The 25,756-nt window shown below is 36.2% G+C and carries 22 protein-coding genes and 1 pseudogene; 17 read left to right on the plus strand and 6 right to left on the minus strand.

Annotation, left to right across the window (positions count from 1 at the left end; all coding sequences use genetic code 11):
- The first annotated feature begins 234 nt into the window (after positions 1-234).
- From manA to HMPREF2644_RS07980, 5 genes and pseudogenes are all read left to right on the plus strand, one after another.
- A pseudogene (gene manA / locus HMPREF2644_RS07960) lies at positions 235-1,255 on the plus strand (mannose-6-phosphate isomerase, class I).
- 114 nt (positions 1,256-1,369) lie between these two features.
- Positions 1,370-1,735 carry a YgiW/YdeI family stress tolerance OB fold protein gene (locus HMPREF2644_RS07965; RefSeq protein ID WP_005688032.1) on the plus strand — a complete coding sequence of 122 codons (366 nt, stop codon included), beginning with the start codon at positions 1,370-1,372 and terminating at the stop codon, positions 1,733-1,735.
- A gap of 63 nt (positions 1,736-1,798) precedes the next feature.
- On the plus strand, positions 1,799-2,464 hold the full coding sequence (locus HMPREF2644_RS07970) for a response regulator (protein WP_044365010.1): 666 nt from the start codon (positions 1,799-1,801) through the stop codon (positions 2,462-2,464).
- The gene (gene qseC / locus HMPREF2644_RS07975) at positions 2,461-3,816 is read left to right on the plus strand and encodes a quorum sensing histidine kinase QseC (RefSeq protein ID WP_005658253.1); all 1,356 of its coding nucleotides are present in this window, start codon (positions 2,461-2,463) and stop codon (positions 3,814-3,816) included. The genes HMPREF2644_RS07970 and qseC overlap by 4 nt, the downstream gene beginning before the upstream one ends.
- Positions 3,817-4,092: 276 nt before the next feature.
- Positions 4,093-6,120 carry a BCCT family transporter gene (locus tag HMPREF2644_RS07980; protein ID WP_005658251.1) on the plus strand — a complete coding sequence of 676 codons (2,028 nt, stop codon included), beginning with the start codon at positions 4,093-4,095 and terminating at the stop codon, positions 6,118-6,120.
- Positions 6,121-6,155: 35 nt separating this feature from the next.
- Here the strand turns inward: HMPREF2644_RS07980 and HMPREF2644_RS07985 are convergent, their stop codons facing one another.
- Entirely contained in the window at positions 6,156-7,631 is a 1,476-nt protein-coding gene (locus HMPREF2644_RS07985) for a leucyl aminopeptidase (RefSeq protein ID WP_005658248.1), read from the minus strand.
- A gap of 107 nt (positions 7,632-7,738) precedes the next feature.
- Here HMPREF2644_RS07985 and lptF point away from each other — a divergent pair, with 107 nt between their 5' ends.
- From lptF to metE, 3 genes are all read left to right on the plus strand, one after another.
- Positions 7,739-8,848, plus strand: a complete 1,110-nt coding sequence (gene lptF, locus HMPREF2644_RS07990) for an LPS export ABC transporter permease LptF (protein WP_070828378.1) — start codon at positions 7,739-7,741, stop codon at positions 8,846-8,848.
- Positions 8,845-9,921 carry an LPS export ABC transporter permease LptG gene (gene lptG / locus HMPREF2644_RS07995; RefSeq protein WP_005658244.1) on the plus strand — a complete coding sequence of 359 codons (1,077 nt, stop codon included), beginning with the start codon at positions 8,845-8,847 and terminating at the stop codon, positions 9,919-9,921. The genes lptF and lptG overlap by 4 nt, the downstream gene beginning before the upstream one ends.
- Positions 9,922-10,114: 193 nt before the next feature.
- Positions 10,115-12,385 (plus strand): 5-methyltetrahydropteroyltriglutamate--homocysteine S-methyltransferase, encoded by a 2,271-nt coding sequence (metE, locus tag HMPREF2644_RS08000; RefSeq protein ID WP_070828379.1) that lies wholly within the window; start codon positions 10,115-10,117, stop codon positions 12,383-12,385.
- Between the two features lie 222 nt (positions 12,386-12,607).
- On the opposite strand, the gene HMPREF2644_RS08005 is transcribed toward metE, so the two are convergent.
- Positions 12,608-13,351, minus strand: a complete 744-nt coding sequence (locus HMPREF2644_RS08005; RefSeq protein WP_005658239.1) for a YdcF family protein — start codon at positions 13,349-13,351, stop codon at positions 12,608-12,610.
- Positions 13,352-13,485: 134 nt separating this feature from the next.
- On the opposite strand from HMPREF2644_RS08005, the gene lsgA reads away from it, so the two are divergent.
- From lsgA to lsgF, 6 genes are read left to right on the plus strand one after another with little or no spacing between them, the layout of a single operon-like run.
- Positions 13,486-14,691 carry a lipooligosaccharide flippase LsgA gene (gene lsgA / locus HMPREF2644_RS08010; protein WP_005658235.1) on the plus strand — a complete coding sequence of 402 codons (1,206 nt, stop codon included), beginning with the start codon at positions 13,486-13,488 and terminating at the stop codon, positions 14,689-14,691.
- On the plus strand, positions 14,688-15,602 hold the full coding sequence (gene lsgB, locus HMPREF2644_RS08015) for a lipooligosaccharide biosynthesis sialyltransferase LsgB (RefSeq protein ID WP_005688025.1): 915 nt from the start codon (positions 14,688-14,690) through the stop codon (positions 15,600-15,602). The genes lsgA and lsgB overlap by 4 nt, the downstream gene beginning before the upstream one ends.
- A gap of 1 nt (position 15,603) precedes the next feature.
- Entirely contained in the window at positions 15,604-16,665 is a 1,062-nt protein-coding gene (lsgC, locus tag HMPREF2644_RS08020; RefSeq protein ID WP_005658225.1) for a lipooligosaccharide biosynthesis family 4 glycosyltransferase LsgC, read from the plus strand.
- Positions 16,666-16,676: 11 nt separating this feature from the next.
- On the plus strand, positions 16,677-17,450 hold the full coding sequence (gene lsgD / locus HMPREF2644_RS08025; RefSeq protein WP_005658223.1) for a lipooligosaccharide biosynthesis galactosyltransferase LsgD: 774 nt from the start codon (positions 16,677-16,679) through the stop codon (positions 17,448-17,450).
- Between the two features lie 11 nt (positions 17,451-17,461).
- Positions 17,462-18,346 (plus strand): lipooligosaccharide biosynthesis N-acetyl-glucosamine transferase LsgE, encoded by an 885-nt coding sequence (lsgE, locus tag HMPREF2644_RS08030; RefSeq protein WP_005658221.1) that lies wholly within the window; start codon positions 17,462-17,464, stop codon positions 18,344-18,346.
- A 1-nt stretch (position 18,347) separates the two neighbouring features.
- The gene (gene lsgF, locus HMPREF2644_RS08035) at positions 18,348-19,151 is read left to right on the plus strand and encodes a lipooligosaccharide biosynthesis galactosyltransferase LsgF (RefSeq protein ID WP_070828380.1); all 804 of its coding nucleotides are present in this window, start codon (positions 18,348-18,350) and stop codon (positions 19,149-19,151) included.
- Positions 19,152-19,260: 109 nt separating this feature from the next.
- Here lsgF and HMPREF2644_RS08040 read toward each other — a convergent pair whose 3' ends face one another.
- Positions 19,261-20,028, minus strand: coding sequence for a TOBE domain-containing protein (locus HMPREF2644_RS08040; RefSeq protein WP_005658217.1), 768 nt, complete (start codon positions 20,026-20,028; stop codon positions 19,261-19,263).
- Positions 20,029-20,165: 137 nt separating this feature from the next.
- Between HMPREF2644_RS08040 and modA the strand changes: the two genes are divergently transcribed.
- The 3 genes from modA to modC all read left to right on the plus strand — a co-directional run bounded on the left by modA (position 20,166) and on the right by modC (position 22,835).
- Positions 20,166-20,930 carry a molybdate ABC transporter substrate-binding protein gene (gene modA, locus HMPREF2644_RS08045; RefSeq protein ID WP_005654371.1) on the plus strand — a complete coding sequence of 255 codons (765 nt, stop codon included), beginning with the start codon at positions 20,166-20,168 and terminating at the stop codon, positions 20,928-20,930.
- A gap of 134 nt (positions 20,931-21,064) precedes the next feature.
- Positions 21,065-21,793, plus strand: coding sequence for a molybdate ABC transporter permease subunit (gene modB / locus HMPREF2644_RS08050; protein ID WP_005658215.1), 729 nt, complete (start codon positions 21,065-21,067; stop codon positions 21,791-21,793).
- A complete protein-coding gene (gene modC / locus HMPREF2644_RS08055; protein WP_005689729.1) occupies positions 21,780-22,835 on the plus strand; it encodes a molybdenum ABC transporter ATP-binding protein ModC in 1,056 nt (351 codons plus the stop codon). Before modB ends, modC begins: the two co-directional genes overlap by 14 nt.
- A 23-nt stretch (positions 22,836-22,858) precedes the next feature.
- Here modC and HMPREF2644_RS08060 read toward each other — a convergent pair whose 3' ends face one another.
- The 3 genes from HMPREF2644_RS08060 to HMPREF2644_RS08070 form a co-directional block, all read right to left on the minus strand.
- Positions 22,859-24,232, minus strand: a complete 1,374-nt coding sequence (locus HMPREF2644_RS08060) for a sodium-dependent transporter (protein ID WP_005654380.1) — start codon at positions 24,230-24,232, stop codon at positions 22,859-22,861.
- A 58-nt stretch (positions 24,233-24,290) separates the two neighbouring features.
- Entirely contained in the window at positions 24,291-24,926 is a 636-nt protein-coding gene (nth, locus tag HMPREF2644_RS08065) for an endonuclease III (protein WP_011272750.1), read from the minus strand.
- 121 nt (positions 24,927-25,047) lie between these two features.
- Positions 25,048-25,755, minus strand: coding sequence for an electron transport complex subunit E (locus tag HMPREF2644_RS08070; protein WP_005689725.1), 708 nt, complete (start codon positions 25,753-25,755; stop codon positions 25,048-25,050).
- Between the last annotated feature and the right edge of the window lies 1 nt (position 25,756).

A 25,756-nucleotide genomic window follows, 5' to 3' on the forward strand; every position in this document is an offset into this window, starting at 1 on the left:
CGTTGGGGTAGTGTGAGATTCCTCAAAGAGGAGCTACTATAACTAACCGTGGGTATACTTACCTGCGGTTAAATAAATAATCTAGGGGAAGACAAATTGCCTAGGGTAGGTATATCCTAGGCTAATTTTAAGGCTACCCCGTTGGGGTAGTGTGAGATTCCTCAAAGAGGAACGACTATAACTAGCCGTGGGTATACTTACCCACGGTTACGCTAGTTAAAATAGAAATAAATAATGATTTATAAACTTACAGGCTCACTCCAAAATTACGTATGGGGAGGGCATCAATATATTCCAGAATTACTGAATATTCCTGCTGATGAATTACCGTATTTATTAAAAATTCTTGATGTCGCCCAACCTCTTTCCATTCAACTTCATCCAACAAAAACGCAAGCTGAAATAGGTTTTGCGGAAGAAAATGCGAAAGGCATTGATTTAAAAGCATCAACACGTACTTATAAAGATAACAATCATAAACCTGAAATGATGATTGCTTTATCTGATTTCTGGTTGTTGCATGGTTTTAAAAATAAATCGGATATTATAGAAGCTTGCAAAAAAATTGCAGGAACAAGATTTACCTGATTTTTATGCTGATATTATGTAGGCAGATCAAACGCTATTGTACCAATGGTTTTCCCCAATTCTGTTAGAGAATCAAGCAGCTTATGAGGCTAACAATCTTGATTTAATTAATCCAGATTATTGGGTGCTTTACACTATTGATGCGATGAATATTTCTTTAGATAAATTAGATGCAGGTTTAATTTGTTTCTATTTGTTTAATATTGTACATCTCAAAAAAGGCGAGGGAATTTCCCAAGATGCTGGCATTCCACACGCTTATTTGCGTGGGCAAAATATTGAACTGATGGCTTGTTCAGATAATGTAATTCGAGGTGGTTTAACGCCTAAATATGTCGATATTCCAGAATTGCTTAAAATTGTCGATTGCCGTGAAGTGGAGCCTAAAATTATTCCAACAGCCCCTCAAGACGCACGCATATTTACTTACGCCACGCCAGCAAAAGATTTCGATTTGCAAAATATTCAATATGAATGTGGCGAAACACATCATTTAAAAGCACAAAGTGCGAGTATTTTATTAGTAATGAAAGGGCAGTTAAATTTACGCTCAGAAACGACCGCACTTTCTTTGAAACAAGGTGAGGTTGCTTTTATTACTGCAAATGCTTCTTATGAAGTGGACGGCTTAATTGAAGGCTATGCAGTGGTCGCAAAATTGCCTTGATAAAGTCTTACCAAAAAAGTATAGTCCTCTTAATCTTTTATTAAGATTTATTTGTTTTAATACACACATCCAAGCAATGGTGCTTGAAATTAACTAACTTAAAAAGGAAACGTTATGAAAAAATTTGCATTAGCAACAATCTTCGCATTAGCAACCACTTCAGCATTTGCTGGTTTTAATGGCAATAATAGTCAAGGTGGTTTTCAACAAACAGCCCCTGCTGCAATTAGCGTAAAACAAGCTTTATCTGCGGCTGATAATTCAATGATTACTTTGGTGGGTAATATTACACAACAAATTGATGACGATGAATTTTGGTTTACTGATGGGACAGGGCAAATCAAGATTGAAATCAAAAAACGCGTTTGGAATGGTTTAAACGTAGATTCAAAGGATAAAGTGAAAATTTATGGAAAATTGGATAACGAAGCCTTTGAGAAAGCAGAACTTGATGTATTGCGCGTTGAAAAAGCAGAATAATTATCTTTGAAGATAGCGGGCGTTAGCTCGCTATTTTTGTCTATAAAGTGCGGTCAATTTTTTATGAGAATTTTATTGATAGAAGACGATAATCTAATCGGCAATGGGTTGCAGATTGGTTTAACTAAACTTGGTTTTGCGGTGGATTGGTTTACCGATGGAAAAACAGGAATGGCTGCTTTAACCTCTGCATCTTATGATGCGGTGGTATTGGATTTAACCTTGCCTAAACTTGATGGATTAGATGTATTGCAACAATGGCGATCTAATCATCAAGATGTTCCCGTATTAATTTTGACTGCTCGTGATACTTTAGATGAACGAGTTAAAGGTTTACAAAGTGGTGCAGATGATTATCTTTGCAAGCCTTTTGCTTTGGCTGAAGTCGCCGCACGTTTACAAGCCCTTATTCGTCGTCGTTATGGATATCATCATTCTGTGATAGAACAGGCTGGTGTTAAGCTAGATCAGAATCAACGTTCTGTTTGGCTGAATAATCAACCCATTTCTTTAACAAGCCGTGAATATAAATTGCTTGAATTATTTATGCTGAATAAAGATCGCGTATTGTCTCGCTCATCCATTGAAGAAAAATTATCCAGTTGGGATGAGGAAATTAGCAGTGGCGCATTGGATGTGCATATTTATAATTTACGCCAAAAATTGGGGAAACAATTTATTCGCACGGTACACGGTGTTGGATATGCTTTGGGACAAGTTGAAAAATGAAAAATAGAAGCCTTACGTTGCGTCTTATTTCTGTGCTTTGTTTAACCGCACTTTTTGTTTGGCTGGGTTCTACGCTTGTGGCTTGGTGGCAAGTTCGCCACGATGTGAATAAAGTTTTTGATGCACAACAAGTTCTCTTTGCTGAACGGCTCGCAAATTCAGATTTAAGTACTATTTTGTTGGAATCTAGCACAACGCTAAATAAAAATTCACAGTCGGTATTAAAAAAAAGTTATGACGATGATGCCTTAGCCTTTGCTATTTTTTCTAAAACTGGGAAACTTTTATTCAGTGATGGACGAAATGGAAAAGATTTTATTTTTAATTATAAAACGGGGTTTTATAATGCGAATATTTATGATGATGACGATAAATGGCGAATTTTTTGGCGTATGGCAGCTAATGGAGAATTAGTTATCGCAGTAGGGCAAGAATTAGATTACCGTGAAGATTTAATTGAAGAAATGATTTTGGGGCAAATGTGGATTTGGTTTGCCAGTTTGCCTATTTTGATCATTGTTTTAGGATGGTTGATTCATAAAGAACTTCGACCGATTAAACGTTTAAGCCAAGAAGTACAAACGAGAAAATCTGGCGATGTGTCATTGCTGAATACGGAGGGGCTACCCGTTGAGATTTTACCCTTAGTAAAAAATTTAAATCAATTTTTTGACCGCACTTCAGCTATGTTGCAACGCGAACGCCGTTTTACTTCTGATGCAGCTCACGAATTGCGTAGTCCATTGGCGGCATTGCGTATTCAAACTGAAGTTGCGCAACTAGCTGGCGATGATGTAGCGTTACGAGAACAAGCACTTTTACATTTAACGCAAGGCATTGATCGGGCTTCGCAATTGATTGAACAATTATTAACGCTTTCCCGCTTGGATAATTTGCAAGCCTTAGAAACACTACAGCTGCTTGATTGGGAAGCTATTGTTCAATCATTAATTTCTGAGCGTTATTTTGTGGCAGAAAAACGTAAAATTACCTTGGTTTTTGAGAAAGAATCTGAACCAAAGCAAAAACAAGGGCAATCAATTTTAGTTTCATTGATGCTTAGAAATTTACTCGACAATGCTATTAAATATTGTCCTGAAGATACAATCGTTTCAGTAAAAATTTCATCCTCACAGATTATTATTGAGGACAATGGTGGTGGCGTTGAACCTGAAGATTTGAAAAAACTTGGACAGCGTTTTTATCGTCCAGCTGGGCAAAATGAAAAGGGAAGTGGCTTGGGACTTTCTATTGTTATGCGAATTGCGGAATTACACGGATTTAAAGTGCGGTTAGAAAATGTTGTAAAAGAGGGGAGAAGAATTGGCTTAAAAGCAATAATATCCTTGTAGAAATGGCTTTAAAATAAATGATATTTGTGCGGTAAATTATTTTGTAAATTTTACCGCATTTTTTAGTTTAGCTTTCACTAATTTGAAATAATGACTGTATTTTGTTAATATACACAAGTTTTTGGAAACAATCCTTCAATTCCTACTGAACGTTTCCTTCAAAATCGCACTTCTATGTGCTGTCCTTTGTAGTGGTTCCATTACACATTTTTGCCTCTAGGCAATGTTTATTAAATCTATTTTTAATCTATTCATTTAATCGTTAAGGGGAAAAGTTTGTCTTTATCTCAATTTATGACAAAGCGAACGTCATTTAATCCTTTGGTAATTGGCGTTACGTTATTTTTTATATTGTTACTGATGGCAATGATTTTTATTGCGCCAGAGCAAACTCAAGCATTATTGAATCAAGCTAAAAGTGGTATTTTTGCTAATTTTAGTTGGTTTTATGTACTCACTTTTTCAGTGTTTTTAGGATTTTTATTAATTTTATCAGTAAGTAGTCTTGGCAATATAAAACTAGGGCAAGATGAAGAAGAACCTGAATTTAGTTTCTTATCTTGGCTTGCGATGTTATTTGCCGCTGGAATGGGGGTTGGGCTGATGTTTTTTGGCGTAGCAGAACCATTAACCCATTATCTTTCTGACATTACAGTAGGTTCTGCAGAACATAAACAACAAGAGGCTTTACTTCATACTTTGTTCCACTGGGGAATTCACGCGTGGGCAGTATATGGCACCATTGCTTTAGCATTAGCTTATTTTGGGTTTCGTTATAAATTACCTTTAGCGTTGCGCTCTTGTTTTTATCCTTTATTAAAAGATCGTATTAATGGCAAAATTGGCGATGCGATTGATGTTATGGCATTACTTGCCACATTATTTGGGATTATTACTACATTAGGTTTTGGTTCATCACAGCTTGGTGCAGGGCTTGAACAAATAGGTTGGATAAGTCAGAACAGCTTTGCCTTACAAGTTGGCGTTATTGTTGTGGTGATGTGTTTAGCGGTGTTTTCTGCTATTTCTGGTATTGGAAAAGGCGTGAAAATATTAAGTGAAATTAACTTAACTTTAGCATTTTGTTTACTTCTTTTTGTTTTAATTTCAGGCCCTACGTTATACCTTTTATCTGCATTTAGCGACAATATTGGTAATTATTTCAGCAATTTAGTGCAACTCAGTTTTAAAACCTATGCTTATGAACAAGAACATACTAGCTGGTTTAGCGGATGGACTGTGCTTTATTGGGCTTGGTGGTGTTCTTGGGCTCCGTTTGTGGGTTTATTTATTGCGCGTATTTCTAAAGGGCGAACTATCCGTGAATTTATTTTTGGCGTATTAGTTATTCCAAGTTTATTTGGTATTTTATGGTTTACTGTTTTTGGTAATACAGCAGTATGGCTAAATGATGGCATTGCTGCGGGCGGGCTTGGCGAATTTATTTCTTCCCCAGAAATTTTATTATTTAAATTTTTAAATTATCTGCCTTTACCAACAATAACAGGCTTTGTGAGCTTATTAGTGATTTCATTGTTTTTTATCACTTCAGCGGATTCAGGTATTTATGTGTTAAATAACATTGCATCTCGAGATAAAAGTTTAGCTTCTCCTGCGTGGCAAGCCATAATGTGGGGCACTTTGATGTCAGTTGTTGCAATTGTGCTAATGCAATCTGGTGGACTTGCTAATTTGCAAACAATGACATTAATTGTTGCCTTGCCTTTTGCTTTATTGATGTTGGTAATGTGTTTTAGTTTATGGAAAGGCTTAATTGCGGATAAAAAATATTTTTCTACTAAAGTCAATCCAACTAGTATTTTCTGGAGCGGCGATAAATGGAAATCACATTTAGAGCAAATGATGAACCAAACGCAAGAGAAAGATATTTTACGTTTCCTTAAAAATACGGCGTTACCCGCTATGCGAGAATTACGTCAAGAATTAACAGGAAAATATAATTTAAGTGTAGAAATCAACACATTATTTGAACAAGAAGAGCCAGCTTTGGAATTGGTAATTCATAAAGAATCAATGCGAGATTTTATGTATGGTATTAAATCTGTTGGGCGAGAAGTGTCAGAGCAATTAATTAACGATGAAAATTTACCGCACATTCAGCATAGTGTTACTTACGAGCCTTACACTTATTTTTTTGATGGACGAGTCGGTTACGATGTTCAATATATGGATCAAGATGAATTGATTGCCGATATGTTGAAACAATATGAACGTTATCTAAGTTTGCTTGATGATGTGGGTCAGGAACTGATGGCACACGAGCAAACCGAACTAGCAGAGTAATCGATTTAAAGGTGCAACGTGTGCCAGTTTTGTGGTTATTTAACTTGATTAATCAAAAATTGGGTTAATAGCGAAACAGGGCGACCTGTTGCACCTTTATTTGCGCCTTGTAACCAAGCAGTGCCTGCGATGTCTAAATGTGCCCAGCGATATTTTTTCGTGAAGTTAGACAAAAATGCACCCGCTGTAATTGCGCCACCCCAGCGACCACCAATGTTGGCAAGGTCGGCGAAAGGCGATTTAAGTTGCTCTTGATATTCTTCGCTTAATGGTAAACGCCACGCTTTGTCAGTGGTTTCTGTTGCGGCTTGGAGTAGTGCATTGGCAAGATTGTTATCTGTAGAAACTAAGCCGCTATTGTGTTGCCCTAGTGCAACCACACAAGCACCAGTCAAGGTTGCAACATCAATAACAAGCTCAGGTTCAAAACGCTCAACATAAGTAAGTGCATCACAAAGCACTAATCGACCTTCTGCATCAGTATTAAGAACTTCTACAGTTAAACCATTCATAGTGGTAAGAATATCGCCTGGGCGATAAGCATTGCCATCTGGCAGATTTTCACAACCTGCTAAAACACCAATAACGTTTAATGGTAAGTTCAACTGTGCAATGGCTTTCATTGTGCCGAAGACAGAGGCTGCACCGCACATATCATATTTCATTTCATCCATATCTGCGGCGGGTTTAAGTGAAATACCGCCAGCATCAAAGGTTAATCCTTTGCCTACAAGTACAATGGGTTTGGCGTTTTTATCTGGCGCATTATTGAATGTTAAAACAGACATATAAGCACGGTTTTCAGAGCCTTTTGAGACGGCAAGATAAGCGTTCATTCCAAGTTTAGCCATTTCTTCTTCATCCACAACTTTCAATGAAAGTGCGGTAGAATTTTCTGCTAAATTTTTTGCTTGCTCAGCAAGATAAGCTGGATTACAAATATTTGGTGGCATATTTGCGATGTCACGTGCTGCTTTTATGCCTGAGCTAATGGCATTGGCGTGAGAAATAGCTTGTTGTGCTTGATTACAATCCGTATTAAAGATGAAAGATTCTAAAACAGAGGTTTCTGCTTTTTGAGATTTGAAATGATCAAATTGATAATTGGTGTGTTCAATCGTTTCAATGGCAAAGCGGATATTCCAATAAAGATCGCGATCTTTTAATTCAATTTCAGTTAAATAAGAAATGACTTCACGCGTGTTGGTTTCTTTTAGTGTCTTTAATACAGCTTGGATGATTTGTTTATATTGACGCTCTGTGAGTTCTCCTTTTTTGCCACAGCCAACGATTAATAGGCGTTTAGCAGATAAACCTTGAAGATCACGAAGTAAAATGGTTTGGGCTAATTTGCCAGTGAGCTCACCTGATTTCACTAAATCGTTTAAATAACCTTGGGTTAATTGATCGATTTCATTAAAACTTTTTGAAAATTTATTATTTTCATAGATGCCTAAAACAATGCAATCAGTGGCTTGAGAAAGTGCGGTATTTTTTGCTTGATATTTCATTTGTTGTCCTTAAATTTCTGTTTAATTCAGCGAAAATAAGTTATCATATGCGACCGATTTTATCCAGTTTTCCTCCGTTTTAGATTTAGAAAAACAAACGAAATAAGATGATTTTAATTCGATATTTAATAAAAGAAGTTTTCAAAAGCCAAATCGCAATTTTACTAATTTTGCTATTGATTTTTTTTAGTCAGCAGTTTGTGCGTGTATTAGGTGCGGCGGCAAATGGGAATGTGCCAGCTGATTTGGTTTTCTCTTTATTAGGCTTAGGAATGCCGACAATGGCGCAGTTGATGTTGCCACTATGTTTATTTATTGCGATTTTACTGACTTTTGGTCGCCTTTACGCTGAAAGTGAAATCACAGTGATGCGCGCGTGCGGTTGCGGTGTGGGGCAACGGATTTTGGTTAAAGTGGCACTGATTATGTCTTTATTAACGGCAGGTATTGCCGCTTATAACGCATTATGGCTTTCGCCTTGGGCAATTCAAAAACAAGTGAATATGGTGGAAGATGCAAAGGCTAATCCAACCGTTGGCGTGCTGTCTTCAGGTCAGTTTATTTCTACCAACAATAATAACGTTGTGTTATTTATTGATAAGATTAAAGATAATCAAATCCGCAATGTTTATTTATTTCAAATGACACCTCAAAAACAAACAAAACCTTCAGTGATAACAGCTGAAAAAGGGGAATTAATTGCGTTGCCAAATGGTGATCAAGTCTTAAATTTGAAAAATACAAAACGGGTTGAAGGAACCTCCGCTTTGCCAGATTTTCGCATTACGCATTTTGATGAATATCACGCCTATTTAGGTTATCAATCCGCAGAAAATACCAATGATGAAGTAGCAGAATTAACATTGTCTCAACTTATCGATTTAGATTCTTCTTCTGCGAAAGCTGAATTGCATTGGCGTATTACCTTAATTTTGGCAGTGCCATTAATGGCATTGATTGCTGTACCATTAAGTCGCGTAAATCCTCGACAAGGTAGATTTGCCAAAATTTTACCCGCACTTTTACTCTATTTAATTTATTTCTTGTTACAAAGCTCTTTTAAATCTGCAGGTTCAGCGGGAAAATTAGAGGCTGAACTTTTAATGCCGCTTGTTAATATCGGATTTTTCTTACTTGCTGTGGTGTTGAATAGCTGGGACAGTGAAATAATGTATAAATTTCGCTATTTATTCAGTAAGAAAGGATCGGCAAAATGATAAATACCCTTGATCGTTATATTGGAAAAAGTATTCTTGGCACGATTTTTGCTACTTTAATGACTTTAGTGGGATTGTCGGCGATTATTAAATTTGTCGAACAATTTCGTAGTGTAGGTAAAGGCACTTATGATATTTGGCAAGCGGTAATTTTTACTGGTTTAACTATACCGAAAGATATTGAAACTTTCTTTCCTATGGCAGCATTGCTTGGGGCATTAATTGCACTAGGTAATCTTGCTAGCAGAAGCGAACTTGTTATTATGCAATCAGCTGGATTTTCTCGCTTTAAAATAGGTATAGCGGTAATGAAAACTGCATTACCATTAGTAGTATTTACAATGATTATTGGGGAGTGGGGAATTCCACAAACAGAACAATTTGCACGAGATATGCGCGCTAAGGCTCTTTCTGGTGGTTCAATACTTTCAATTAAAAATGGTGTGTGGGCGAAAGATGGTCATCATTTTGTATTTGTTAGGCGTGTGACGGATGATACAAAATTAGACGATATTTATATTTATACCTTTGATCAACAGCATAATTTAATAAAATTAAAACATGCAAACCAGGCGAGTTATTCTGAAGATGAAGCTAAATGGACATTGCGTCAAGTTAATCATTCAACGATTATGAAAGATGAAATCATCACAACGAATCATTTATCAGAAACTTGGGAAACTAGTTTGACGCCAGATAAATTAGGTGCGGTTTCTTTGCGTCCGACATCATTATCTATCTCAGGTTTATATCATTACATTTCATTTCTGCGTGAAACAGGGCAAGATGTGAGTCGTTTTGAACTCACGTTTTGGCGTAAAATTTTCCAGCCTGTATCCGTTGGCGTAATGATGTTATTAGCCTTATCTTTTATTTTTGGCTCGCTACGCAGTGTGACTGCAGGTGCAAGGATAGTTACTGGGATTTGTGTAGGATTCTTATTTTATGTTGTTAATGAAATTTTAGGACAAACGAGTGTAGTTTACGGTATTCCTGCTATTTTTGGTGCATTGATCCCGAGCTTGCTTTTCATTGTAATGATTTGGTGGTTATTAAGTCGTAAGCGAGATTAATTTTAAGGAAATAAGTTAGCTGAATTGATTCATCGTTATTTGATAGATAAAAGAATGCTTGATTATGAATTTATTTAATGTAAATCCTGAAAATAATAAGTTTGCATAATAAATGAAGATCAAGCATTCTATATTGGTATAGACGTTTAGCCGTCTAAATGATTAAAAAAATTACTTTAAATTGGGAGTTATTATGACAACATCACATATTTTAGGCTTTCCTCGTGTAGGGGCAAAACGTGAATTAAAATTTGCACAAGAACGTTATTGGCGTAAAGAATTAGCAGAGCAAGATTTATTAGATTTAGCGAAAGCATTGCGTGAAAAAAACTGGAAACATCAAGCGGCTGCCAATGCGGATTTCGTTGCAGTGGGCGATTTCACGTTCTACGATCATATTTTAGATTTACAAGTGGCAACAGGGGCAATTCCTGCTCGTTTTGGTTTTGATAGCCAAAATTTAACCCTTGATCAATATTTCCAACTTGCACGTGGTAACAAAGATCAATTCGCAATTGAAATGACCAAATGGTTTGATACGAACTATCACTATCTTGTGCCTGAGTTCCAAAAATCGACCGCTTTCAAAGCTAATCCAGCACATTATGTAAACCAAATCCGTGAAGCAAAAGCCTTAGGCTTAAACTTCAAACCTGTGATTGTTGGCCCATTAACATTCTTATGGTTAGGTAAAGAAAAAGGCGAAGCATTTAACCGTTTCGATTTATTAAATCAATTAGTGCCTGTTTATGTTGAAATTTTAAATGCATTAGTGGCTGAAGGGGCAGAATGGATTCAAATTGATGAACCTGCATTAGCATTAGATTTACCAGCAGAATGGGTTGAAGCCTATAAATCTGTTTACGCTGAATTAAGCAAAGTGAACGCAAAATTATTATTAGCCACTTATTTTGGTTCAGTTGCAGAACACGCTGAATTATTAAAAGCCTTACCTGTTGCAGGCTTGCATTTAGATTTAGTTCGTGCACCAGAACAACTTGCGGAATTTGAAGATTACAGCAAAGTGTTATCAGCTGGTGTGATTGAAGGTCGTAATATCTGGCGTGCAAACTTAAACAAAGTGTTAGATGTATTAGAGCCATTAAAAGCAAAATTAGGTGAGCGTTTATGGATTGCACCAAGCTGTTCATTATTGCATACCCCATTTGATTTAGAAGTGGAAGTACAATTAAAAGAAAAAAATACCGCACTTTACAGCTGGTTATCTTTCACGCTACAAAAAGTAGAAGAATTAAACGTATTAAAACAAGCGTTAAATAATGGCAGAGCGTCTGTACAAGCAGCATTAGATGCAAGCCAAGCGGCAGCAGATGCACGTGCAACCTCAAAAGAAATTCATCGCCCTGAAGTGGCAGAACGTTTAGCAAACTTGCCAAAAGGTGCGGATCAACGTAAATCGCCATTTGCAGAACGTATCGTTAAGCAAAATGCGTGGTTAAATTTACCGCTTCTGCCAACTACAAACATTGGTTCATTCCCACAAACTACTGAAATTCGTCACGCACGTGCAAGTTTCAAAAAAGGCGAGTTATCTCTTGCAGATTACGAAGCGGCAATGAAAAAAGAGATCGAATATGTAGTACGTCGCCAAGAAGAATTAGATTTAGATGTGTTAGTTCACGGTGAAGCAGAACGTAACGACATGGTGGAATACTTTGGGGAATTATTAGATGGTTTCGCATTCACTAAATTTGGTTGGGTACAAAGCTATGGTTCACGTTGTGTAAAACCACCAGTGATTTACGGTGATGTAACTCGCCCAGAGCCAATGACAGTACGCTGGTCTCAATATGCACAAAGCCTCACAAACCGTGTAATGAAAGGAATGCTCACAGGCCCTGTGACTATTTTACAATGGTCATTCGTGCGTAACGATATTCCACGTTCAACCGTATGTAAACAAATCGGCGTAGCATTATCTGATGAAGTGTTAGATTTAGAAGCAGCAGGCATTAAAGTCATTCAAATTGACGAACCAGCCATTCGTGAAGGTTTACCGCTTAAACGTGCAGATTGGGACGCATACTTACAATGGGCAGGCGAAGCATTCCGTTTAAGCTCAATGGGCGTGCAAGATGATACGCAAATTCACACTCACATGTGTTATTCCGAGTTTAACGACATCTTACCTGCCATTGCGGCATTAGATGCAGACGTGATTACCATCGAAACTTCACGTTCAGATATGGAATTATTAACGGCATTTGCAGATTTCAAATATCCAAATGATATTGGCCCAGGTGTTTACGATATTCACAGCCCTCGTGTACCAACGGCGGCGGAAGTGGAACATTTATTACGTAAAGCATTAAATGTAATTCCAAAAGAACGCTTATGGGTAAACCCAGACTGCGGTTTAAAAACGCGTGGCTGGACAGAAACCATCGACCAATTAAAAGTGATGGTGGATGTAACCAAAAAATTACGTGCGGAATTAGCGTAAGTCATAATACATAAAGAATAATTTTCAAACACAACATAATTAAAGCCGAATCTCTATGGGATTCGGTTTTTCTTATAGATAAAATGTTGAAATATAATAAAAAAGCCTTGAATTGATCTGCACCCCAAAAGTTGGACTAAACAACTAACTAAGGTGCAGATTTTTTTATGAGCAAATATAATTTTCTTTTCAAACAACAAGTCATCGAGTTTTATAAGCAAATTATTCTACATAATGGGCTTTCCAATAACCAATCCACTCTTTTAATAAAACCATATTGCTATTTAACGCACCTAAGTCAGGAATAAAAGATTTTGCAGATAGATTTCCTTTGCTGCCATAGCTTGCCGCTGCAGCAGGAAGAACATCAAATCCTTGTTTTTCAAAAAGATATTTGGCTCGTTTCATATGCCATTGATTTGTTACTAAAATAATTTTTTGAATATGATCTTTCACTAAAATATTTTTAGTGAAACTGGCATTTTCTTCCGTATTACGGGCTTTATTTTCGATCCATTGTGTTGGCACATTAAAGAATTGGTTAAGTTCTTTTGCCATTAAATCGCCTTCAGAAATGCCTATCAAAGAATAGCCCGTGGTTAAAATAGGCAAGCCCGTTTCCTTTTGTAAAAATGCCGCATAACGTAAACGTTCTAGTTGTGGTGCACCAGAAGCCGTTTCTGCATACAGCTCTTTGGTTTGGTAAGATCCACCGCCTAATATGACGATGGCTTGAGCTTGTTTATACTCATCTAGCGTAAGGGCTGGAGAATCATCATTATTTGTTAGCAATAAACCAGTAAAAGGCACACTCATGATATAAAGCCAAGTGAAACTTATAATCGCAAGAAATTTGGCTAATTTTTTGAAATGAACACAATAAATAATCGCTGCAATAATCAGTAATACAAAGGTATTAAGAGGTGGTGCGATAAGTGTGGTAAGAAGTTTTCCGAGTTCTAACATAGATAAGATCCTTGATGTAGAGCAGTTTCATTATAATGATTAGTCATAGCTTGTCTATGTTGATTTTGTTAAAATAAGCCCCCTTATTTTTTGATAAACGAACGCTCGAATTCATCAAAAGTGCGGTGATATTTATGAAAGTTTTTAAAGATAGTGCTATTTACCTTGTTGGGGAATTATCGTCAAAGTTAGTTCCTTTTTTACTTTTGCCTTATTTATCCCGTAAATTGGGCGTAGAAGGGTATGGCTCACTTTCTTATTATCAAACTTTTTTAAGTTTATTTTTAATTGTGGTTTCTTTAACTCAAGAAGGCGCAATTTCCCGTTATTTTTATTTTTACGGAAAACGTTCATTAAATTTAGTGGTGAATACCGGCTATGCTTATACCACGATAATCGGCAGTATTATTTTAATGGGTTGTTGGATTGCTCAGTCTGAAATATTATTTTACGCTGCACTTTCCTCAATTTTCCAATCTTTCTTAAATGTTCAGCTAAGTGTAAGACAATGCCAGAAAAAGGCTTGGTCTTATGCTTTTATTCAATTTTCACTTACTGTTACGGGAGCTGTATTTACCGTCGCATTGCTTGAGTATTATCAAAATGATCTTGTTGAAAAAAGAATTTTGGCAATTTTATTGAGCAATTTAGTCGTCTGGTTTTTTTCTTATTTTCTTTACAGAAAGAGTACGACATCTAAAAAATATCAATTTAAACATTATCAATCTGCATTATTTTATATTTTAGGATTTGGATTACCGCTTATTTTACATTATGCAAGTTTTTTCTTAAAAGGGCAGTTAGACCGTATTTTTATTTATCACAAATTCAGTGAAACAGATTTAGGGCTTTATGCTATGGGGGCTCAACTTGCTTTAATTGTTTCTATTGCTATTCAAGCACTTAATAAAGCGATTATCCCCTATTTTTATGAAGCCTTAAAACAAAAAAAATTAGTTATTCAACAGTTACATAAATGGGCGTTATTTTCCTTTTTGCTAATACCTATTCCTGCCTTAATAATGTGGATTATTCCTGAGGATGTGTTAGTTTGGATTTTAGGTAGTCAATTTGTGGGAACGAAATATTATTTTATTTTATTTTTAATTTCGACCACATTAAGTATTCCTTATTTGATTTTAGTTAATTATCTTTTCTATTATGGGAAAAATAAACTTATTTCCCAATGTTCCGTTTTATCTACAATCATTTATGTAGCGAGCCTTGTAGTTTTAACTTTTACAGAAATTAAATATATCCCTTATGCTGGAATTATTGGTTCGCTTTCCATTATTCCTATTCTTTATTTTATGACATCTAAAGTGAGTAAAACCCTATGAATCTCATTCTTTGTTGTACACCATTGCAAGTATTAATTGCGAGAAAAATAATTGAATTACATCCTAACGAGCAATTCTTTGGCGTAATGTTTGGTGGTGTATGGGATAAAAAAAGAACCTTGTATGCGAGTAAATTAGCGGAGGTTTGTAGTGATTCGATGAATATTGATACGGGAAAAGATCTAAAAGGTTTCGATTTTCTCAAGTTAATGCGCCAGCTTAAGAATAAAATTACGCACAAAGGTTTTGATAAGGTTTTTCTCGCCAATCTTAATTCATTATGGCTACAAACTTATCTTAGTCATGTTTCATTTAAAGAGCTTTATACCTTTGATGATGGTTCAGATAATATTTTCCCACATCCTAATTTATTGAGAGAGCCTGACACATTTAAATATAAACTGATTAAAGCCTTTATTGGCGATAAATATAGTGTAAATAAATTATTTAAAAAAATAAAAAAACATTATACGGTTTATCCTAATTACAAAAATATTGTTTCTAATATTGAACCAGTTTCTTTATGGGATAATAAAATAGATGGTGATATAGATGGCGAGGTCTCATTTTTTATTGGGCAACCATTGTTAAATACAAAAGAGGAAAACCTCTCATTAATAAAAAAATTAAAAGATCAGCTTCCTTTTGGCTATTATTTCCCTCATCCAGCAGAAGATTATCGAGTTGATGGGGTAAATTATGTTGAATCAGAACTCATTTTTGAAGATTACGTATTTAAACATTTATCAAATAAAAAAGTAATTATTTATACGTTCTTCAGTTCTGTTGCATTTAATTTGTTAAGTCATCCTAATGTAGAAATTCGTTTTATTAGAACGAGTATTCCAAGATGGCAATTCTGTTACGATTCATTTTCAGACCTTGGATTAACGATATATAAGGAAATTTAAAATGAAAAAAATTGGTTTCTTTATAATGAATATCGAAAGTGCGGGGGGAACGGAGCGCGTTTCTATTAATGTTGCTAATGCTCTTGCTAAACAGGGATATGATGTTTCTTTTATTAGCATTGGCGGTAACAAGCCTTTTTTCCAAGTTGATGAAAAAATTAATATTTACGCAATGAATAAATTGCCCTATTCATTGAAAAAAGATTATTTTTCTATCACTAAAAAATTAAGAGAATTAGTTAAAGAATTACAGCTGGATACCTTAATTGTGGTTGATGGTGCAATTATGCTTTTTTCTGCTTTGGCGTTGGTTAATTTAAATATAAAACATATTTTATGGGAGCATTATTCTTTTAATTTTACGGGCAATCGTCTCGTTCGCACGCTCGGTAAATATTTAGCTGTAACAACTTGCGATAAAATAGTTACATTGACAGAAGCAGAAAAAACGCTGTGGCAAGAAAAATTTAAAACGAACAATATAATCACTATTGCTAATCCAAATACGCTTTTGCCAAAGAACAAATTAGCAAAATGGGAAAATAAAACTATTTTATCTGTAGGGCATTTATTTTCTTATAAAGGTTTTGATTATTTATTAAAAGTTTGGCAAGTTTTGGCAAAAAAATATCCAGATTGGAATTTAAAAATAGTGGGTTCTGGCGAGGAAGAAGAGAATTTAAAAAATCTTGCTAAAGCATTGGATATTGAAGATTCAGTTAATTTTACTCCTCGTACTAATGATGTCTCTTTTTATTATGAAAGCAGTTCAATTTATTGTTTACCTTCACAAACAGAAGGCTTGCCTTTAGTCGTTATTGAAGCGATGGCATTTGGCTTACCTATTGTTGCCTTTAATTGTTCTCCTGGCGTAAAGCAATTAGTGGAACATAAAGAAAATGGTTTTCTTTGTGAAAAAAATAATATTGAAGAAATGGTTAAAGGTTTAGATTTATTAATCAATAATCCTGAACTTTATCAACAAATGTCAGACAAATCTCGTTTAATGAGTGAAGATTATGGCATTGAGAAAATTATTGAAGAATGGAAAGGGATTTTATAAGGAATAATTTTATGTTAAAAAAATATTTGATCTCTTTAGATAAAGATATTCAACGTCGGAAATTATTCTTTTCTCAAAAAAATACCGAGGATTTCCAAATTTTTTCTGCCATTAATACCATGCAAAAAGATTGGGATGAATTAGCCTCTATTTTTAATATTGAACAATTTAAAGCACATTATTTTCGTAATGTCACTAAGGGCGAGATCGGTTGTACTTTAAGCCACCTTTCTGTGTACCAAAAAATTATTGAAGACAACGATATTGCTGAAGATAGCTATGCACTAGTCTGTGAAGACGATGCTTTATTCCACTCAGATTTTCAGCAAAATTTAACCGCACTTTTATCAGAAAAACTTGAGGCTGAAATTATATTGCTTGGACAGTCAAAAATTAATAGTTTCAATGATACTGATTTAGAAATTAATTATCCCACAACTTTTTCTTTTCTATGCAAAAAAACAGGCAATGTAAATTACGCTTTCCCTTATAAAAGTTATTTTGCCGGCACAGTGGGCTATCTTATAAAAAAATCAGCGGCAAGAAGATTTATCCAGCAAATTTCTCAAAATAAACCATTTTGGTTAGCGGATGATTTTTTACTCTTTGAACAGGATTTTAATATAAGAAATAAAGTGGTTCGCCCTCTCATGGTCATTGAAAATCCTGTATTGATCAGTAATTTAGAAAGTGTTCGTGGATCTTTATCCAATAATTTACTTAAAAAATTAATGAAATATCCATTGAAAAAAATCTTTGCGATTAAGAAAAATTTGGCTAATTAAAGGAAGGAATTATGTTAAGCATTATTGTGCCTTCTTATAATCGAAAAGCAGAAGTGCCAGCTTTATTAGAAAGTTTAACTCAACAAACATCGAGTAATTTTGAAGTAATTATTGTGGATGATTACTCCAAAGAGAGGGTAGTCGTTGAGCAACGCTATTCTTTTCCAGTTACAGTGATTCGTAACGAAACCAATCAAGGTGCAGCAGAAAGTCGCAATATTGGTGCGCGTGCATCAAAGGGAGATTGGTTGCTTTTTCTCGATGATGATGATCGTTTTATGCCAGAAAAATCTGAAAAAATACTACAAGTGATTGAGCAAAACCCAGACATTAATTTTATTTATCATCCAGCTAAATGTGAAATGGTCAATGAAGGGTTTAGTTATGTGACTCAACCGATTGAACCCCAAGAAATTTCGACAGAACGTATTTTGTTAGCCAATAAGATTGGTGGCATGCCAATGGTTGCAATTAAAAAAGAGATGTTTTTAAAAATAGGTGGATTATCCACCGCACTTCGTTCTTTGGAAGACTATGATTTCTTGTTAAAACTGTTACAAGAGCCAAGTTTTACCCCTTATAAAATTAATGAACCACTAACTTATTGTACTTTCCATACTAAACGCTCAAGTGTGTCTACGGATACCACTAATACGCAAAAAGCCATTGATTATATTCGCGAGCATTATGTGAAAACGGTAGAGCAAGCTCGTAATTTTGATATTAACGCAAGCTATATTTTGGCTTATCCCCATATCATGAATTTATCGCGTAAAGCGGCAAAATATTATTTTGATATTTTTAAGAAAACAAAAAGCATTAAGCAATTTATTATTACTTTGGTTATTTTAATTTCGCCAAAATTAGCCATTAATTTAAAACGGTTGGGAAAATAAAATGAAATTTTCAGTCCTAATGTCCTTATATATTAAGGAAAATCCTCAATTCTTGCGGGAGTGTTTTGAAAGTCTTGTTGCACAAACTCGTCAAGCAGATGAAATTGTCTTGGTATTTGATGGAGCTGTAACGCCAGAATTAGAATCTGTTGTGACAGAATTTGAAACAAAATTGCCATTAAAATTAGTTAAATTGCCGCAAAATCGAGGATTAGGCAAAGCCTTAAACGAGGGTTTATTGCATTGTACTTATGACTGGGTTTTCCGTATGGATACCGATGATATTTGCGTGCCTGATCGTTTTGAAAAGCAAGTAGCGTTTATTGAACAGCACCCTGAAAGCATCATTTTTGGCGGACAAATTGCTGAATTTGGTAAAAATGTAAATGATATTGTGGCATATCGTAATGTGCCAACTTCTGCTCAAGAAATTATTAAATTCACGCAAAAACGTTGTCCGTTTAATCATATGACGGTGGTATATCAAAAAAGTGCGGTCATTAATTGTGGTGGATATGAAGATCTTCAAGAAGATTATTATTTGTGGATCAAACTTGTCGCACAAGGTTTATATATGGCGAATTTGCCAGATATTTTAGTTTATGCTCGAGTAGGAAATGGCATGGTAAGCCGCCGTCGTGGCGTCAATCAAGCTAAAGCAGAATGGCGTTTGTTCAAATTGAAATACCGTTTGGGAATTCAGGGTTTGTTATCTGGATTATTTACTTTTGCATTGCGTTTTGGTTCTCGTTTATTGCCAACCTCGTTATTGAAAAAACTTTATCAAACTTTTTTACGTAAATAGGAAATACGATGAAATTAAATATTTTATTTAAAATTTTGTTTGATTTGAGGTTATTTTAGTTCAGAAAACAATAAATATAAGTATTGAATTTACGTATTATATCTCTGAATTATCCCAGCGTCGCTAATATAATTTGCTCTTGATCAATGTGAATCCAAACCTGTTGCCCGATTTGCCATTGATTTGGCTGGTGGACTGTGGCACAAAATTCAATGTTGCTTTCAGCAAATTGAAGGATGGCTTCCTCTTCATTGAGTGATTTGATATTTACAGAGAACTGATTCGGTTGATTTACTAATGGTTGTTCACTGATTTTTACCCAAGGTGCCTTGAACATCAGCATCACTTCTTTTTCCGTAATCAGTTTCAAACGAGCCGAGCTTTTTGTGGTAATAGAAACTTGCAACGGCGTTGGTAATCCTTGCACATTCACATCCACAACACAACGAGAGTCAATGATTCGTTGTTGTGCCACTCGCCCAAAAAATTGATTGCGTGCGCTACTTTGTAAAGAAAAACGTGCGGTTGCCGTGAGTAAACTATCTAACGGCACGGATTCATCTTGTAGGATATGAAAAGCGTGTTCTTGCGTACGTTCTAATAAATCATAAAGCTGGAGCAAACGCTCGGCATAAGTGGTAAGCACCGTGCCTCCGCCATTTTTTCCACCTGTATTTCGTTCCAGTAATGGGCGAGGGCTGATTTTATTCATGGCTTCTAAATGATCCCACGCACTTTTATAGCTCACTTTTGCATTTTTCGCTGCTTGATTAATCGAACCGCATTGTTGAATTTCTTTGAGTAAACGAACTCGTTTTGGATCGATAAAAAGTGCTTGTTGAAGTTTAATCGTGAGTAAAATTTCGGTGTTTTTCATTTTGCTGTCCCTAAGTAATCCTAAGTGGTAAGCCTAAGCGTTATATATTTTACTAAATAATTTTTCTTTTGCTATATGATTGTTATTTATTTCAATATATAATCAAGTAAATAACGTTTAATCATAGGAGATTATTCATGAAAAAATTAACTAAAATTTCAACCGCACTTTTAATCGCGGGATTAGGCTTTTCTTTTGCGGCATCCGCTAAAGTGACTGTATTTGCAGCCGCTTCAATGACAGATGCTTTACAACAAGTTGCAAAAGATTACGCAAAACAAAATCCGAAAAATGAAGTAGTGTTTTCTTTCGCTTCTTCTTCAACTTTAGCAAAACAAGTTGAAGAAGGCGCGCCAGCGGATATTTTTGTATCTGCAAGCAATAAATGGATGAAATATCTTTCTGAAAAAGATTTAACCGTAAAAGAAACAGAAAAAGTTTTAGTGGGCAATGATTTAGTCTTAATCGCACCAGCAAAAAGTGCGGTAAATTCTGTGGATATTGCAAAAGGTGAATGGATCAATGCATTAAAAGATAGCTATTTATCTGTTGGCGATCCTGCACACGTACCTGCTGGTCAATACGCAGCAGAAGCATTAACCAAATTAAATTTATGGGATAAAGTGCAAGATCGTTTAGCGCGTGCTAAAGATGTGCGTGGCGCATTAGCTTTAGTTGAACGTGCAGAAGCACCTTACGGTATTGTGTACAGCACTGATGCAAAAGTTAGCCAACAAGTTAAAACGGTTGCAGTGTTCCCTGCAGATAGCCATAAACCAGTTGTTTATCCCGTTTCTATTGTAAAAGGTCATGATAATGCGGATTCTCGCGATTTCTTGAAATATTTAGAATCAGATGCTGCGAAGAAAGTGCTTGTAGGGTATGGTTTCTCTGCAAAATAAGATAGAATCTTAATAGTCATGAAGGGCGGATATTTCTGCCCTTTTGTTATTATAGAGCATCTTACCTCTCATCAATGTGGGATATTCCCATAAACAAGGGATTTAAAGAGAGGCTATTTAGATAAGGATTCATTTTGCTTACCCAATTTTTTTCATTTTTCAATCTGACGCCAATGGAAATCTCAGCAATTAATTTAAGCCTGAGTGTTGCAGTCAGTTCTATGCTTTGGAGTTTGCCGTTAGCCATTTTTGTGGCGTGGCTCTTAGCGCGCAAAAACTTCTATGGCAAATCTCTGATTACTGGCGTAATTCATTTGCCTTTAGTGTTGCCACCAGTGGTTATCGGTTATCTATTACTTGTAGCAATGGGGCGCAATGGTTTCATTGGCAAGTATTTATATCAGTGGTTTGGCTTATCTTTTGGTTTTAGTTGGAAAGGTGCGGTGCTTTCCTCTGCCGTGGTGGCCTTTCCATTGGTTGTTCGCGCGATTCGACTTTCTTTAGAAAATATTGATATTAAATTGGAGCAAGCGGCGCAAACACTCGGTGCTTCCGCTTGGCGTGTATTTTTTACAATAACCTTGCCGCTTTCTTTACCTGGGGTTTTAGCTGGACTCGTGCTTGGTTTTGCACGATCATTAGGGGAATTTGGCGCGACCATTACCTTTGTATCGAACATTGCAGGCGAAACTCAAACGATTCCCCTTGCGATGTATTCTTTTATTCAAACACCCGCAGCAGAAGAACAAACTGCTCGCTTATGTTTATTTGCTATCATTCTTTCATTGATTTCTTTGTTACTGTCTGAATGGTTGAGCAAGCGAATGCAGAAAAAATTAGGACAAGGAAATGTTGCAAATTAATGTGAAAAAACAGCTCGGGAAACTTGCCTTGCAAGCGAATATACAAGTGCCAGATCAAGGCGTAACCGCCATTTTCGGTTTGTCTGGCTCAGGCAAAACATCGCTGATTAATCTAGTCAGTGGATTGATACAACCAGATGAAGGATTCATCCGTTTAAATGACCGCACTTTAGTGGATATGGAAAGCCAAGAATCATTGCCGACCCACTTGCGTAAAATTGGCTATGTATTCCAAGATGCGCGTTTATTTCCTCACTACACTGTGAAAGGTAATTTGCGCTATGGCATGAAACATGTCTCGCAAGATGATTTTAACTATATTGTCGATCTTCTCGGTATTACTCATTTATTAAAGCGTTATCCGCTTACGCTTTCTGGCGGAGAGAAACAACGTGTGGCAATAGGGCGTGCGCTGCTGACTGATCCTGATATTTTACTGATGGACGAACCACTTTCTGCCCTTGATGTTCCCCGCAAACGCGAGCTAATGCAATATTTGGAACGTCTTTCTAAAGAAATTAATATCCCGATTTTATATGTTACACATAGCTTGGACGAACTGTTGCGTTTAGCTGATCGGGTCGTATTGATGGAAAACGGCATTGTGCAAGCCTATGACAGCGTAGAAAAAATTTGGAATAGCCCTATTTTTGCCCCTTGGAAAGGGGAAAACGAACAGAGCAGTGTACTTGCCTTGCCTGTTCATTTGCATAATCCACCTTATAAAATGACCGCACTTTCGCTAGGCGAACAAGCACTTTGGATTCATCAAGTACCCGCGAATGTAGGCGAGCGAGTGCTAGTTTGTATTTATAGTTCAGATGTTTCTATCATACTGCAAAAGCCAGAACAAACAAGCATTCGTAATATTTTACGTGGCAAGATTACACAAATTGAGATACAAGATTCTCGAGTGGATCTTGCCGTATTAGTGGAAGGGAATAAGATTTGGGCAAGTATCAGTAAATGGGCGCAAAATGAACTACGTTTTGCTGTTGGGCAAGATGTCTATGTTCAAATTAAAGCGGTGTCGGTGATGTAGTCGCCTTACCGCATTTTTAATTTTTAGAACAGGTTGCTGATAAAGATAACTAAGATGATCAAGGGTACAACAAATTTCACGTAGTTAAACCAAATTTTGATGAAAGTTGAATATTTTGTTGAAGAAAGTTCTTTTTTGGCTTCATCTTTTAACACGAAACCAACGAAAATAGCACAGCCAAGAGCGGTCAGCATAAAGAGAATATTTCCACTGGCGTAATCGTAGAAATCAAAAATGCTTTTGCCGAAAATGGTTACGTTTTTCCATAGATTATCGCCTAAAATTGCAGGGATATTGCCTAATAGAAAAATGCCACTAAGGGTTAAGACAATGGCTTTGCCACGGCGCATTCTGAGCTTTTCTTGTAATGCTGTAATGATTACTTCATAAATTGTGATGGAAGTAGTCAGCGCAGCAATTAATAATAAGCCGAAGAAGATAATCGCAAAGAATTTACCTGCCCATAAGTGAGAAAATACGATAGGTAAACTTTGGAATACTAAAGTTGGCCCTGCGTTTGGTTCAATCCCAAAAGTGAAAAGTGAGGGGAAAATCATAAAGCCAGCAAGTACAGCAATAATTGTATTGGTGAAACCTGTAATAACTGCAGTATGGATTAAGTTTTCTTCTTTATTTAAGTAACTGGAAAGGGTAATTAATACACCAAAACCAAGGCTTAATGCGAAGAAGACTTGCCCTAAAACGAAGATAAATAATTGTGGGGTAATTTTGCTGAAATCAGGTTTTAAATAGAATGTAATGCCTTCCATTGCGCCCGGTAATGTTACGTTGCGAATTACCATTCCAATTAAGAAGATAAATAGTAATGGCATTAAATATTTTACTGAACGTTCAATTCCACCAATGATACCTTTTGCCAAGATAATGTAATTCACGATAACAAATAAGAGGGTGTAGAATATAATTTCATAAGGGCTATTGCCGATATGAAGATCGTAGAAATTTTTGGCAATGTCTTTTGTGATGGGGGTTGAAATGTCTAATGTACCGCTGATTAGGCTAATGATATAAGAAATAACCCAACCACCAAGCACCATATAATACGCCATAATGCCAAATGCGCCGAGTAAGCCCATATAACCTAATATTTTCCAATATTTAGAAATGCCTTTTCCTTTGTCGAGAATTTTATCGCCGAACGCATCAATGGAATTTACACGTAAACGGCGACCTATCACGTTTTCAACTAAAATCATTGGGATACCGATTACAATCATTGCGATACAGAAAAGTAGAACGTAAGCACCGCCACCATTTTCACCCACAAGATAAGGGAAACGCCAAGTTGCACCGAAACCGACCGTTGCGCCTGCGACCGTCATTACATAAGTGAGGCGGCTCGACCAAGTTTGTCGCTGTTTATTGTTTGTTGTCATTTTTTATCCTATTTTTAATAAAAAGTGCGGTAAATAATTAGGCTGTTTTACCGCAAAATTAAAATTCAACTTTTTCTTTATATTCACAAAGATCTTCGATAATGCAAGATCCGCAACGTGGTTTACGCGCGATACAAGTGTATCGACCGTGTAAAATTAACCAATGATGAACATCCACTTTAAATTCATCAGGCACGACTTTAAGCAGCTTTTCTTCCACTTTTACCACATCTTTACCCGCTGCAAAATTAGTGCGATTGCATACACGGAAAATATGGGTATCTACCGCAATAGTTGGATGACCAAATGCCGTATTTAGCACAACATTGGCTGTTTTTCTACCCACACCAGCTAATGCTTCTAAGGCTTCGCGATTTTCGGGCACTTCACCGTTGTGCTTTTCAATTAAATCACGGCAAGTTTTGATAATATTTTCTGCTTTGCTATTAAAAAGACCGATAGTTTTAATATAGCTTTTTAAACCATCTAATCCTAAATCTAAAATCGCTTGAGGCGTGTTTGCCACGGGGAATAGTTTTTCTGTTGCTTTATTCACGCCTTTATCGGTTGCTTGTGCCGATAGAATGACCGCAATTAATAATTCAAAGGGCGAATTATACTGTAATTCTGTGGTCGGGTGGGGGGTTTGCTCTCGTAATCTTGTGAGTATTTCGATTCTTTTTGTTTTGTTCATATTTTTGTAGAAATTAGCCTATTTAATTTATTGGAATTATCTGTTTAGAAGACTGTAAGCCCCCTTCCGTCGCTTCGTGACACCTTCCCCCGCAAGCAGGGGAAGGAAAGATTTGGTTGCTTTATTTTTTTACATTATCAATTCGATTTTTTATGGCGAGGAGCAAGCCTAAGCCTATAAATGCGCCTGGTGGCAGAATGAAAAGTAAAAAGCTACTGTCTGTATGGTAAATATGGTGCGTTAAAAATTTTGCTTGTTCGCCGAATAGATTTTCTATGCCCTCAAAAATAGTGCCTTGTCCAATAATTTCACGTAATGCGCCGAGTATGGTTAGACTAAGTGCCATTCCTAATCCCATTGAAAACCCATCCCAGATGGAATGGAGTAAGCTGTTTTTTGAGGCGAATGCTTCTGCGCGACCGATAATAATACAGTTGGTCACAATTAATGGAATAAAAATCCCCAGTGATTGATAAAGCGTATAAGTGTAAGCATTCATTAAAAGTTGAACCGCTGTTACTGTGGTTGCAATGATCATCACGTAGATTGGAATACGGATTTCCTTAGGAATATATTGACGGAAAAGGGAAATGACCGTATTTGTGCAAGTGAGTACAAGCATTGTTGCTAAACTCAAACCAAGCGCGTTGGTGGCGGTGCTAGACACCGCTAAAAGTGGACAAAGCCCGAGAAGTTGAACAACCGCAGGGTTATTTTTCCAAATTCCTTGAGCAAAAATTTCTTTCCAGATGGATTTTTGTTGATTTTCAACCGCACTTTCTATTTTTTCTTCTTCAAGTGCGGTATTTTTTTCAGTTAAATCTGTCATA

Source organism: Haemophilus sp. HMSC071C11, assembly GCF_001837655.1.
GTDB lineage: Bacteria > Pseudomonadota > Gammaproteobacteria > Enterobacterales > Pasteurellaceae > Haemophilus > Haemophilus influenzae.

Excerpts from the sequence above, each read along its gene's own strand:
- lsgD (WP_005658223.1), top strand. The coding sequence starts at position 16,677 with ATGTTAAAAAAATATTTGATCTCTTTAGATAAAGATATTCAACGTCGG.
- metE (WP_070828379.1), top strand. The coding sequence starts at position 10,115 with ATGACAACATCACATATTTTAGGCTTTCCTCGTGTAGGGGCAAAACGT.
- lsgA (WP_005658235.1), top strand. The coding sequence starts at position 13,486 with ATGAAAGTTTTTAAAGATAGTGCTATTTACCTTGTTGGGGAATTATCG.
- nth (WP_011272750.1), bottom strand. The coding sequence starts at position 24,926 with ATGAACAAAACAAAAAGAATCGAAATACTCACAAGATTACGAGAGCAA.
- qseC (WP_005658253.1), top strand. The coding sequence starts at position 2,461 with ATGAAAAATAGAAGCCTTACGTTGCGTCTTATTTCTGTGCTTTGTTTA.
- HMPREF2644_RS08040 (WP_005658217.1), bottom strand. The coding sequence starts at position 20,028 with ATGAAAAACACCGAAATTTTACTCACGATTAAACTTCAACAAGCACTT.
- HMPREF2644_RS08070 (WP_005689725.1), bottom strand. The coding sequence starts at position 25,755 with ATGACAGATTTAACTGAAAAAAATACCGCACTTGAAGAAGAAAAAATA.
- modC (WP_005689729.1), top strand. The coding sequence starts at position 21,780 with ATGTTGCAAATTAATGTGAAAAAACAGCTCGGGAAACTTGCCTTGCAA.
- modA (WP_005654371.1), top strand. The coding sequence starts at position 20,166 with ATGAAAAAATTAACTAAAATTTCAACCGCACTTTTAATCGCGGGATTA.
- HMPREF2644_RS08060 (WP_005654380.1), bottom strand. The coding sequence starts at position 24,232 with ATGACAACAAACAATAAACAGCGACAAACTTGGTCGAGCCGCCTCACT.
- lptG (WP_005658244.1), top strand. The coding sequence starts at position 8,845 with ATGATAAATACCCTTGATCGTTATATTGGAAAAAGTATTCTTGGCACG.
- lptF (WP_070828378.1), top strand. The coding sequence starts at position 7,739 with ATGATTTTAATTCGATATTTAATAAAAGAAGTTTTCAAAAGCCAAATC.
- HMPREF2644_RS07985 (WP_005658248.1), bottom strand. The coding sequence starts at position 7,631 with ATGAAATATCAAGCAAAAAATACCGCACTTTCTCAAGCCACTGATTGC.
- lsgC (WP_005658225.1), top strand. The coding sequence starts at position 15,604 with ATGAAAAAAATTGGTTTCTTTATAATGAATATCGAAAGTGCGGGGGGA.
- lsgE (WP_005658221.1), top strand. The coding sequence starts at position 17,462 with ATGTTAAGCATTATTGTGCCTTCTTATAATCGAAAAGCAGAAGTGCCA.
- lsgB (WP_005688025.1), top strand. The coding sequence starts at position 14,688 with ATGAATCTCATTCTTTGTTGTACACCATTGCAAGTATTAATTGCGAGA.
- HMPREF2644_RS07970 (WP_044365010.1), top strand. The coding sequence starts at position 1,799 with ATGAGAATTTTATTGATAGAAGACGATAATCTAATCGGCAATGGGTTG.
- lsgF (WP_070828380.1), top strand. The coding sequence starts at position 18,348 with ATGAAATTTTCAGTCCTAATGTCCTTATATATTAAGGAAAATCCTCAA.
- HMPREF2644_RS07965 (WP_005688032.1), top strand. The coding sequence starts at position 1,370 with ATGAAAAAATTTGCATTAGCAACAATCTTCGCATTAGCAACCACTTCA.
- HMPREF2644_RS08005 (WP_005658239.1), bottom strand. The coding sequence starts at position 13,351 with ATGTTAGAACTCGGAAAACTTCTTACCACACTTATCGCACCACCTCTT.